Below are 12,702 nucleotides of genomic sequence, written 5' to 3'. Positions count from 1 at the left end.
CTTAGTGCCCATTATGACAATAACACCCGATAATCAATCGGACTATCGGGTGTTTAAGTATGACAGTTAAAGTCCTACCAAGCTATTCAAAGTAGCATCTGCTACAGCGCCATTCTTGTGACACGATAGCGCTACTATACTTGGTATGACGTTATTGCTCTACTGTATTTAGTAATCTATGCTGGAATCTGAGCGTAGCTGATTCCGGCCATTTGCGTCGCCAAACGCAATACCTGAGTACTATAACCTACTTCGTTGTCATACCAAACATATACGATAGCTTGGTTGTCAGTCAAAATAGTCGCTTGAGCATCGATGATTCCAACATGAGTCGTACCAACAAAGTCAGTTGATACCGCTTCTGTAGAATCTGTATAAGCAATCTGTGACTGCCAAGTGCTGCTATTAGCCATTTTACGCAGGAACTCATTCAACGCATCAGCGCTTGCTGGAGCAGTTTTCAGATTCACGTTCAAGATTGCTAGGCTGACATTTGGTGTTGGTACACGAATAGCGTTACCCGTTAGCTTACCGTTTAGTTCTGGCAATGCTTTACCAACGGCTTTTGCAGCACCAGTACTAGTAATAACCATGTTCATCACAGCACTACGACCACGGCGGTCAGCTTTGTGATAGTTATCAACCAAGTTCTGATCATTAGTAAATGAGTGAATAGTCTCTACATGACCATTTACAATACCGTACTCATCATTCAATACATTCAGCGTTGGCGTAATTGCATTGGTCGTACAGCTCGCAGCACTAACGATCATATCGTCACCAACGGTATCATTGTTCACGCCGTAAACGACGTTTTTGATATCGCCGCCAGCAGGTGCTGTTAGTAGCACTTTTTTCACGCCAGTAGACTGTAAGTGCTTACCAAGGCCTGCTTCGTCTTTCCAGATACCTGTGTTATCGATAACAAGAGCATTGTCGATACCATAAGCAGTATAGTCGATTTCGCTTGGGTCTTTGGCATAGATAACTTGTACAAAACGACCATTAACGATCATGCCGTTATTATCATCATCAATGCTAATGCCGCCTAAGAATCTACCATGGATTGAGTCGCGCTCAAGCAATGAGATGCGCTTAGCCAAGTCGCCAGCAGCAGCTGGACGTACAACAATCGCTTTTAGCTGTAGACCTTTTGCGCTTGACGCTTGTGACAATAGCAGACGAGTCAAGATACGACCGATACGGCCAAAACCGTAAAGTACAACGTCCGTGGCGCCGTTTACAGCACCAGCGTTGTTGATAGACTGTAGAGCGGTTTGTAAATCAGTATCATTAGCAATCAATTGACCAACATCGATACGAGTGGCTTGAATATCAGTGTTTTCTGAGATAACTTTTACCATCGCTAGAGTATCAGCGATATCGATAGCTTTGGCGCCATGGTCGCGTAGTGCTACTTTTTGATGTAAAGCAAGTATTTGACCAACTGAGGTAGAGTCTAGCGTTTCGCCAAACAAAGTCACTTGTACGTCTTGCTTGTTATAGAGCTTGTTTAGTAGCCCCATAAGCTCAATCGCTTGTTGCTCTTGATTGTTGTAGTTGTTCAAGTGGTCTTGATGTAATTGGCGTAAGGTATCAGCGTTGCTCACGAGAAACATCCTTATGGTCAGTAATGTATGATCAATAAAATATGAAGAAGTGTAAAATAGATAGGTCGTGTATGCTCTAAATGGCGACTCTAATATGATAATCAACCACTATCAATATGGGTTATTGACGCTAGAGTATTTGAATCGCCTAGATTTTAGCCTAAAACGCCTCATTTTGCCAGTAGTAACCGATTAGCTAGCGTGCATAATAGGTTTCATTCTCTTATATAGTTCTCATATACAGCTATTAATAAAAATAAAGGCAGCTATATATGCTGCCTTATCGAGACGTAATGAAATAATAATCGCTATATGGTTTAATCAAAGCAGTAAATTTAGTTATAACACTTATGGTGATAGACTTACCGTTTGGTTGCTCTGCGACGTCAATGTAAACTCTTTTAAGTCATAACCTTGCTGCTGAGCAATTTGACGATATTTAGTATACGTTTCCTGACTGATATTTGGCGAGCGTGCTAGTAACCATAAGTATTTTTTATCAGGTGTCCCTACTAGCGCGGTTTTGTAATCTGCATCACGTGCCAGCACCCAATAATCAGCACGGCCGACTGGAATCCAGCGAATCCACTTCGGTAAAAACGTCACTTTTAGTTTGCTGCCGCTTTCATCGACTGGCTTAGCAAAACCTTCTGCGACGATACCTGAACCGTCCTCGCTCACACACTTATTAGTAACCGTGATTCCTGAGCCGTCATCTTTTTGAGCATAATTGGCGGTCACATCACCAGCACACTTGCGCTGGAAATACATCGGCAAACGGCCAATCTCATACCATGTACCTGCATAGGTGTTTAGATCTACGCTATCTACAGTAGTTGGCGTGCTTGCAGATTTATGAATAATATCGCTTGGCTTAACCGATAGTACATCAGTCGTGGTCTTCTCGCTCGTTGCATCATCAGACATTCCATTAGTCCCCATGTTCACTGGCGGCGTGGCCGCATAGGCTGAGAACGCTGCTAACGGTATAATAATCGCTAAAGCAATGCCTGTATGTTTTATCAGTCCATTCATAAATATGCGCTCCGGTATTTCTTTGTAGGATGAATTATTTGTTGATGCATCACTCATTTGCTCAGCGTCGATGGCGTGTTCAGAACTACTGTTTAGATTATCTATTTGATCCTCTAACAGTCCCGACATTAATGGCTCATCTTCGTTCAGCTTTTGTGGGTGCTTATTTTGCGCTGATTTATAGCCAGATGATTTGTAGCCACTAGCCACGTCATGATTGTCCTCATTGCTATTTTTTAGATCTTTGCTTATCTCATTGTCACTCATAGCTGACTCTTTTGCCCTAGGGCTTTTGTCGGCGCTTTTGTATCCAAAATAGCTGTCTTGCGAAGACGTGTCTTTTGCCAGATGGTGCGAATATTCGCCATTCGAGCTGTCGTGATTATAGCTAGCATCGTTACTAGCTTGGTTTGTCTGTTGCGTATCATCGCCATATTCATTGTCATTGAGCGATTGCTTAGGCTGCTGAAGTTGAGAACCAGCTGCCTGTGAATCAGTCCATGCTGACTCAGGTAACTTATTGGTTTTCATAGGAGTACCATTCTTAAATAGTGATTGTTAAAAACGCTTTATGTACGGCATCTATTTGGTCTCGTTTTCTAAAAGCCATTTGCTTTGGTATAAATTATTCGTGCAAAACTTGACTCTACAAAAGCTTTTTTATTATTATATTTTGAACATCACTTTTGATCAGTCACTCGTCTATAGAAATAAGATCAACGTATCGTAGATATGCAATATATATTAAGGACAACTGGACTATTAAAACAGTAGTGCAATGTAGGAAAACGCAACGGTTTGTAAGTAACTATGGGGTTTGAGTATTGTTTGAACACATCATAACCACACAGTTACTTGCTGGATAACTAAGTTAAAAATCAGTTATTTGAACTTACTAAGCTTAATACGCACGTCTAATACGAGTCACATTCAGGCACATGACACCGTAGATTGCCTATAGCTTTCTTGAGTCATGCGGATTATATGAACTGACGAATACCTGCCACACTGATACCGCCATACTGCAATGCTTGGTTGAGCATAGCAGGTTCTAGCCCGCCTAACCCAATGACAGGCATATCAGCTAACTCTGCTAACGCTGACCATGCTTCCCAGCCAAGCGGTGCGTCATCAGGATGCGTTTGGGTGGCGAGCACAGGTGATACGAAAGCACCAATCACTGGTGGTAATGCATTCTGTATGCGCATGCTGGCAAGTTGATTGGCTGCCGTTATGCTCGCGATGTCATGACAGCTGACGATAAGCGGATGGTTTTTAGATAGCGACTGCGTTAGAGCTGTAGAGCTGCCTACCTCATCGAAACACTGCATCAGTGTTGAGTGTGTTAAATGTTTAGCAACTATTCGCTGGCCAATCTCTGTCTCATTAGCGGTTAGTGATTCCTCAACATTCAAAGGCTGCTCATTATCATTAGGTAAAATCGCTAAAATATCTGGACGTGCCGTTATCAGTTGTTCAGCAAGATGCTTAGATCTTGCGTCCTTCAATCGGATATATGCCCACGACTCTGATGCTAACTTTTCTTGGTGACATTGTAGCCATGCTGCCGCTGCATCAGTGTGTGTGCCAAAATATGCCAGAGGATAAGTAATCGCTATATTCGATGGAAGTTTCAACCATTCAAGGATTGTCTTATTAGCAGCGGGCAGATGATACGCTCCTGCCAAAAGCTGTGATTTGCTTACCCAAGTCAGTGCCTGCCCTTCTAAACCCTGCTCACGGTGTTTATGCTGCTCGTACTGCTCGGCTGTCAGCTCAATCTTATAAACCTGTAAGCTGACCTGTTTGTCGCCATAATCATGATGCAAACGCCCGAGCTTAACGATAGTATTATCCTCAAGTAGGATACCCGTCTCTTCCGCCACTTCTCTTATCAACGCCTGCGCTGCTGACTCATTTGCTTCTATCTTTCCGCCGACAAACTCGTAACGATTTCCCTGATGCTGAGTAGCATCTCGAAACCCAAGCAAATACTGATCTTTATAATGAATGACAGCCACTGCAACATTTACAATGCTAGGTTTGTCAGTTTTCGTCTTACTATTTGTCTTACTTTCCGGCTTCGTCTCTGATTGTTGATTTGACCCGTCCAACATACTTATATCCTTTATTTTGGTGTTTATTCTGATTATTTCTGATAATTTAATACTTTTTATAGGCTAGATGATTTATTTAAATCTACCGCCTAACTCATTAATTTATATAGATAAAATACTTAATCGAGATGGTTTATGACAGCGAACTTAGATAAGTTTACATAATAACTGCATTTTATTTTATCAATTACCTTGCAAATTTATCAAATCTAAATGATAATTATTATCGTTAAAAACAATTACGCTATGGTTAGCCAATTTTTTAAGCCACTTCTTCTCAAAAGGAATTTACTATGAGCATGGTCATCTCTCGTTATTTAAACTGTCGTGAAAACCGTCTGCCTACTTTGCAATCACAACATCTATTTGCACTGACTAAAGAGGTACGTATCGAGCATGAAGGCGAAGAGTATCGACTACGCCTAACTCGCAACAATCGCTTGATTCTAACCAAGTAACGTCTATTTCAGTGACACCTTTTTCAATCCTTCTATAAAAAAACGCCTTCATTATGAGGCGTTTTTTTATAGGTCATACAGCTTAAAAATAATTTAAAAAGCTCTCTCAGCTGACATCAATTAGAAAGCAGTCGTCTTACTAGGGCGTGTCCTCATTTTAAAAATGGTGATAAAAATGAGATAAATCGCAGTCAAACAAGGAAAATAGCGCAGATAATATCGAGATATTATCTGCGCTATTTGACGCCATTTGGCAAGATTTAGCCATTTTTAACCCATTTAGATAACTATCGATTGAATTGAGGACATGCCCTAATAAACAATTTAGAACTGCCAACTATAGACCACATCTACTGCATTCTCCGCTGCTGAGCTTGCTTCTACATAGATGCGGCGCGTCAATTGATAACGAACAGAAAGACTGTTTTGCGCATTGAAAACACCCACACCATAGCGAATGTACAAATCAGGCGTTACGTATCCTGTGACGTTGACATTAGTGTCCTCGCTACTACCTGAGGCATCGACTGTCAGACTCTGCAAACCGAACGCTTGCCCGATTTGATTGGTCAGGCTACGAGTGCCACTCAGACCAAAGCTCAATCCAGCGGCAGCCAGATTATTGGTCACTTGCGATTTAAACCCTTGCTCACTGATTTGCGTCGCGCTCTTATTATCGATGCGGCCCGTTACCAACGCGTTCATGGCTTGCTGCTGGGTCAGTCCTGCATTGTTAAAGACGATAATATTGGGACTTTCGGTCGTTCCTTTGACACGCAGACCGACTGTTTTACCATTAATTGTTTTGGCCGCTTCAATACTCAAGCTTGGCTTCATCACATCGCCATTGAAACGAACTTGACCATAATTTAGCTCTAGGCTCTGTCCAAAGGCATTGATGTTGGTACGGCGTGAGACCTGTACAACACCTCTGGCACGCATGATACCTGTGCCATTCTGAGTAACATTAATCGCCCCTGCCAATGGAATGACGGCGCCAAAACCACGGAAGTTGATATCATCGCCCAAATCGATACCGATATCAGCATTGATTGACCAAGGTTTTGAGATAGCCAGTACTTCATCGATATTACCAATCAAACGGCGATCTAGTACGACTGCATCTTCGGTTTGAGTGATAATATCTTCACTGGCTTCAGGCGGACGAATAGTCGCAGACGGCACACTGATCGCCCCTTTTATATCAACATAACGGTCACCTGGGCGCACGATAATATCGATATCAGGATCAATCTCAGCAACCAGTAATGGAGGCTGAGTAATGACTAGGCCTTCACCGACGATACTCAACTTGGCCTGCAGTTTTTGCTGCCAATTGACTGTCCCTGATAGTTCACCTTCACCTGTACCACTATTAAATGTGCCATCAATGGTCGCTTGTGTGCCGCGTATTTTGGCTGCCGCATTTACTTTGGATAGATTCACGGGCAAATCAAGCATGGCTATACGGCCGTCAGAGAGTTTTACGTCGCCATAGAACTGCGGTTTGGTTAAAGTGCCGCCTAGGCCACCAGCCATTGTGACGTTACCTCTTAGGACGCGCATACCGGGGAAGAAAGGCTTAAATATCGCAAGATCAAGCTCGTTCAGTACCAATGCTCCAGAGATTGGTTTAGGGTCTTTATAAGGATCGACGATCACCTCAGCATAGCCACGCGCCCCGCGTCCAGTATTGATATCGGTACGCAGCTTGATGCCCTCAGGCACAGACAGAGCAATGAGAGACACGCGCTTGTATGGCAAGGTCATTGATGTGCTTTCGCCGTCTTGAACGAGGCCTATCTTGCCGTTATCTGAATATAGCGTGGTATTGATAGTTGGCGGACGACCACGTTGCCATCCGACGATTGCTTTACCATTAATCTTGCCATTCCAGTCAATATCTTCTGGCAAGAACACTGAGAATAACGACGTATCTAAATTCTGCAACGCTACATTGACCTCACCTTGATCTGGCGATGCCACTAGTTTTTCTCGTAGACAGAGCTTGCCGGTTTGATCCGTGGCCTGCCAGCAGTGAGCAGCAAGCTGTACTTTTAGATCACGGTTCTCACCACCCTGATTGTAAGGCAAATTCACAATCAGCTGTGCAGGTTGCAATTGATTCAAAGTCGCATATTTAGATTTGATGCGGCCTTTTCCAATGACACCTGACCAACTTAGCCTGTCTCGATCAAAACCACCTTTTAGCCTAGCACCGACATCGAGTTGCTTATTGGCCACATTGAGATCGACCACATGAGATTTTTCGGTACCATTAAAAGATGCTTTGACACTATCGAAACTCTGACCAGCAGCATCTAGACCTTCAGCCGTCACGATTAACTGGCTTGGGCTATTGGCTAAGTTGACCAGCTTGCCGCGTACACGGCCTTGACGCAATATAAAGCCAGGTAGCGCGAGTCGCTCACCGACCAAATCAATATAAATAGTAGGCAGTGCTTGTCCAGCCGGTTGAGACAGCGTGGCACCGCCCGTGACTTTACCAGCTAGTTGGCTAGATAGTTGATCTAGACTGGTGATGTTAATTTTGGTTTGTAGCTGCTTGGCATTGCCGTTAGCCGTAACGTAGTTGTCACCCCAACGCAGCACCAGATTATTAGCATTTAAGCTATCAATCAAAGCATTCACTTGCTTATATTGTGCTTGAGCATCTTGGGTCTGAAGTTGTTTGAAGTAACTTGCTAAATCTTTAGGCAAACGCATTTTCGCTGATAGGCTGCCTTTGGCACTCAGTTGCTGCCCTTTTAGCATGCCATTCAGATTGACTTGTTTAATATTGACAATCTGCTGCGTGTCACTCCAGCGGCCATCTGTATCAATCGTACCAGTGATAAGGCTTGGGGTATCTTTTAGGAAATAACCAATGTTAAAACGATCCATCACTGCGTTAATATCCCATGCAACGCCTTGACGCACATCAACGGTACCGCTGGCATCGATACTACCTGCCGCACCCACATGACGGAAACGGTTGATACGGATCAGCTGACTGTCACCACTGGCTTCTATATTCAGCTTACCTGCTGGCAATTGCTCGGCATCCAATATGCCGTTGAAATTTACGGCAAAGCGCTGCAAAGTACCTGCAGTATTTTTGCTGTTTTTTGGCGCATTTTGCCATTCGCCACTGGTCTTTAGATCGCCTGTGATTATCGCTGGATTGTTGGGTAAAAAATAACCCAAGTTGAACTGGTCAAAACGACCATCTATATTCCAGCCGATATTTTTACGTAAGTCGATAACACCTTTCGCATCAACTGCGCCCGCTTCACCTTTATAGTTCAGCTTACGAATACTAATCAGCTTTGGCGTACCCGCAGCATCGATAGATAGACGACCTTGTGGTACATCTGCTGTATCAATCCGACCATCAAAACGCGCATCAAATACTGACAGCTCACCACCTACGATATCGACACTGGCATCACCAGCACCAGTAATACCGATAGCACGATCCGCTTGCGTCGCATCGAGCTGCGCTTGCATATCTGTATTGTTTAAAGTAATCACATGACGTTGACCGCTGACCCCATTTTTGGTGATGTTTAGCAGTCGACCACGTGCACTTATACTACCTGTTAGGCGCTCAAGCGGTAAATCACTACGATATTTCTTAGGGAGTAAACCTTTGGTACTGGCATCAATCTGCCATGTCAGTGGACGCTGTTTGCTCGCTAACTGAATCTGTCCTGTGCCGGATAAATCCCCTACTATGCCGTTATAATTAAGACGATTGATATCTATGACATCACCAGCCTTACGTATACGTAGATCATAGTTGCCCTTGGGGGCAGCATTTAGCTCATTGATAACGGCATTGGCATCGACTGATAGGGTCGAACCACGAACGATGACGTCTGCCTGCCCACTAGGACTGTCGATATTGCCAATATTGGGTACGTTACGGCGGGTTAAGTTTTTCCAGTTAGCATCAATATACCAAGGCGCGACTTGCTTGGACTTGGCAGAGGTTTTACCGCGAACCATATTGGCATTGATGTGCTCACCATCGCGCTGACGCAAATCTGCATCGATCTGCGTATTACCAGTGGTATTCTGCTGCTGATAACGCAGTGACAGTCTACCGTTTAGAGTTTGCGGAGCATAAGCTTTAAAGTCAGTATACTCAGCCGGAATAGCTTGGCGAATATCAAAGTTGCTACCCGTCGCACGCACTGTGGCTTCAAAACTGTCTTTCCAATCTAAAATACCTTGCAACGCCAAACGTCCCGCTGGCACGTCAGCATCTAGGCGATCTATACGTAGCTGACTATTGGCGATAACGGCGCGGCCTTGGTAATGACCTGATGGAATGTCTTTGGCCGTCAATTCAGTATTGATACGCAGCCGTATCTCAGAGATGACACCAGAAGCTGTGGCTGTACCGCTTTGTAGGCGAATGTTTTGACTATCTGCATAAGGGATAAGAATATCATCCCACTGTAGTTTTGCATCGAACGGCGCACCCGCATCCAACCCCTGTACTACAAAGTCGCCTCTCACATCGCTATCGTTATAACGACTACGTACTTTACCGACAGTACGTTTAAGCGTTCCCGTTGCAGAGATATTCAATGGGTCGATATAGGCTTTTTCAAGAGCGCTGACTTCCGCAATCGCACTCAAATCTAGTGGATAGTCGCCCTGTAGGTCGATCTCTCCTTGTAAGGCACTGACTTTCACGATATCAGCGTACTGCAAGTCACCACGGCCAACAGTCACCGTACTACCTACCCACGTCAGATCACGCGCCGTAATGTCTTGAATAATGATAGGGTCTTTGGTTACTTGCTTATAGGTGATTTTCTTAATTCTTGCTTGATCAAAACGCAAGTTTACTGGCAACTTTAAAGTTTTATAATCAAACGGTTCACCAGTAGGTGGTTTTTTATTGATAATCTCTATGGTCTGAATGTCTGCATCACTTAAATGCACTTCTTTTGCAAATACTGCGCGCCAGCCTATTTTGACGTAGGCTTTATCTACTAATATCTCAAGATCTTCAGTCGCTTCAATATCGATATCGGTAACCCAAATACCATCGCGCAAGTTACCGCGTCCGTATTTGAAATCAATACCTGTTTCAACACTGATTTTTTCTAATATAAATTTCGTACCAGCGTCCGTCCCAGCCGCATAAAAGAATATGGCAAACATAATCGCCAGTACGATAAGCATCAATACCAGAAGTTTGAGCAGAAATGACAACGGATACCAACGCCTAACGGCACGGGCATCACGCTGTGCTGGATCTTCATCTGGAGCATTATTAGGCGGGGTATTTTCTGTCAGCATGACACTCAACTACGTTAAAAAATGAAGACCAGCAATCGGTACGATAAGTGATAATTAGAACATTTGGAGCTACTAAACATTTGGAACTACTACATTAAGCGATTATAACGGTGAACCAATAAAGAAGTGTAGTCGTACTGGAATGCTTTCCTCGGTCACGCCAGCAGCCACATCGACACGCACCATTCCTACAGGCGATGCCCAGCGTATACCGACACCAACGCCGACTTTTGTCTCAGTATCAAAATCTTTGTCATAGGCATTACCGACATCAGTGAAGAATGCGCCACGGAAACCTGGTTTAAATTCATAGTTATACTCAGCACTACCGACCGCTAGTACTTGCCCGCCCGTCAGATAGCCTTTGTCTAATGGTGACAAGCTCTCATAGTCATAACCGCGGATACTCTGATCGCCACCTGCAAAGAAACGCAACTTATAAGGCACATCGTAAAAATCATCCGCCCAGATATAACCTGTATTAGCACTACCTAATACTTGATGCTTTTTGTCTTCGCCAAAGCTATAAATACCACTAACGCCTGCGCGAATAATCGCCATATCGGTATCACTGAATGCGCTATCAGTGCCAGCCTCGATTGAATAGTACTGGCGCATGCCTTGCGTTGGATTGGTAGCATTGTCAGTATCTGTTTTATTCACACCATAGCCAAACAATAGCGCGCGCTGTTTCGGACTTGAAGAGGTAAAGCGGATAGGCAGATCATCTAGTGCTGCTCCATCAACCCCCGTCTCAAGCTCATCCAAGCGGTAACGCACAGAGTAGCTACGATTCCAGCCGGTGTCACTACGGATATTACGTGCCAAAGCCGCTTTTAGCGTTGTTGTCGATAGATCGAAATTGCCTTCGCCTTGGTCAATCACTTCTTCTTCATAAGTAAGACGCCCATCTAGCTTATCATTGAGCGGATGTTTCCATGGTCGACTGGCATACACAGCCACGTTTTTGCTGATTCTCGACACTTCTGTTTCTGCACCTGCTTGGTAGCCTTGGCGATTGAGCAAGTTATAGTCAATTTTTGCGGTGGCGCGAACGCCAGTATCTGTTCCATACCCCAGACCAACTTGAGCATCACGTGGTTTATCCGCGTATACAAACACATATAAAGGTACTTTTTTGCTTTCTGCAACGTCTTGTGGCGTTTTACGTCCTGCTAGCGTTGGTGGTACAAAGTTTTCGTCAGCTATCAGACTCTTTTCGTCAGGGAATATCTTTTGTGCGACATTACTAATTGAGTCACTGATTTTGCCCAATAGATTGTCAGCTTCCTGATCTTTTTCATCAAGCACGCGATCATTCGGCAAGCGGCTTAGTCGTTCTGCTTTTTGTCTGATGGCTTGCAGCTTATCAAGGGTGGCTTCATCAGCCTCAAAATCAATAGCAGCGATATCCGCTTCATTGACCGTCTCGCCACTATTAGCACTCAGAGCATTATCGCTCTCTGCACCTATGTCGCTATTATCATTGACCGTATCTTCTTTGCTAGCAGTCACATTTAAGGCAGCTGCCCCATCATTGCTACTCAGACCTGCGACGCCATCATTGTCTACATTGTTAATATCGTCATCTAATGTGTCGTTACCCTCGGTAGCAGCATTGTCAAACGCTAAGGTACCAGCTTCACTACTATCAGTTGGTGGTAGTATCGACTCGACGTTGACCGTATTAAAGTAACGAGTTGCCGATAGGTCATTACTGAACTTAGTAACTGCTGGACGATAAAACGGCTCACCCGGCGTAAAGCCATAGAGCTGTTGTAATAATGAAAGCTCTACTGGTAGCTTGTCAGGATCTTGGGTCAGCGTATTGGTTTCTTTGTCGTAGGTAAAAAACACCACATCGTCAAACTCGTAACGATCACCCGTGTTATAAACCAACGAGACATCCGCTTTGTTATCAGGCAAGATGATATCAACAGATTTGTTCAGCCAATACTGGTCAAAGTAGCCGTAGGTATTACTCAAAGATTCTAAAGCCGCTTTACTGCTCTTATAGACACGGTGATTAAAAATATCACCTTCTTGCGGCGGCAAGTCTGCCTCAAGCGATGCAAACTCTTCTTGCTCACTGCCCTCACCGCGAATCTCAATAATACGGCTATCTACCAGTACCGGCTCGCCTAGCTCTTCAATCACAACATT

6 protein-coding genes are annotated in these 12,702 nt (G+C 44.1%); 1 reads left to right on the top strand and 5 read right to left on the bottom strand.

The window, feature by feature from the left end:
• Nucleotides 1–176: 176 nt before the first annotated feature.
• From B2863_RS03525 to B2863_RS03515, 3 genes are all read right to left on the bottom strand, one after another.
• Nucleotides 177–1,619 (bottom strand): glyceraldehyde-3-phosphate dehydrogenase, encoded by a 1,443-nt coding sequence (locus tag B2863_RS03525; RefSeq protein WP_296207533.1) that lies wholly within the window; start codon nt 1,617–1,619, stop codon nt 177–179.
• A 339-nt stretch (nt 1,620–1,958) separates the two neighbouring features.
• Nucleotides 1,959–3,176 (bottom strand): lipocalin family protein, encoded by a 1,218-nt coding sequence (locus B2863_RS03520; protein WP_296207532.1) that lies wholly within the window; start codon nt 3,174–3,176, stop codon nt 1,959–1,961.
• Between the two features lie 449 nt (nt 3,177–3,625).
• Nucleotides 3,626–4,762 carry an NUDIX domain-containing protein gene (locus B2863_RS03515; protein WP_296207531.1) on the bottom strand — a complete coding sequence of 379 codons (1,137 nt, stop codon included), beginning with the start codon at nt 4,760–4,762 and terminating at the stop codon, nt 3,626–3,628.
• Between the two features lie 299 nt (nt 4,763–5,061).
• On the opposite strand from B2863_RS03515, the gene hemP reads away from it, so the two are divergent.
• Nucleotides 5,062–5,220: a hemin uptake protein HemP gene (gene hemP, locus B2863_RS03510; RefSeq protein ID WP_227672156.1), complete on the top strand. Its 159-nt coding sequence runs from the start codon at nt 5,062–5,064 to the stop codon at nt 5,218–5,220.
• Between the two features lie 324 nt (nt 5,221–5,544).
• Here the strand turns inward: hemP and B2863_RS03505 are convergent, their stop codons facing one another.
• Nucleotides 5,545–10,539 (bottom strand): translocation/assembly module TamB domain-containing protein, encoded by a 4,995-nt coding sequence (locus B2863_RS03505; protein WP_296207530.1) that lies wholly within the window; start codon nt 10,537–10,539, stop codon nt 5,545–5,547.
• Nucleotides 10,540–10,641: 102 nt separating this feature from the next.
• The coding region (locus B2863_RS03500) for an autotransporter assembly complex protein TamA (RefSeq protein ID WP_296207529.1) at nt 10,642–12,702 on the bottom strand (2,061 nt) is incomplete at its 5' end.

It is taken from the genome of Psychrobacter sp. UBA3480 (assembly GCF_002377945.1).
Lineage (GTDB): Bacteria > Pseudomonadota > Gammaproteobacteria > Pseudomonadales > Moraxellaceae > Psychrobacter.
Note: the sequence above shows the minus strand (reverse complement) of the source record. Positions and strands in the feature narration are given on the sequence as shown.

Excerpts from the sequence above, each read along its gene's own strand:
- B2863_RS03525 (WP_296207533.1), bottom strand. The coding sequence starts at position 1,619 with ATGTTTCTCGTGAGCAACGCTGATACCTTACGCCAATTACATCAAGAC.
- B2863_RS03520 (WP_296207532.1), bottom strand. The coding sequence starts at position 3,176 with ATGAAAACCAATAAGTTACCTGAGTCAGCATGGACTGATTCACAGGCA.
- B2863_RS03515 (WP_296207531.1), bottom strand. The coding sequence starts at position 4,762 with ATGTTGGACGGGTCAAATCAACAATCAGAGACGAAGCCGGAAAGTAAG.
- hemP (WP_227672156.1), top strand. The coding sequence starts at position 5,062 with ATGGTCATCTCTCGTTATTTAAACTGTCGTGAAAACCGTCTGCCTACT.
- B2863_RS03505 (WP_296207530.1), bottom strand. The coding sequence starts at position 10,539 with ATGCTGACAGAAAATACCCCGCCTAATAATGCTCCAGATGAAGATCCA.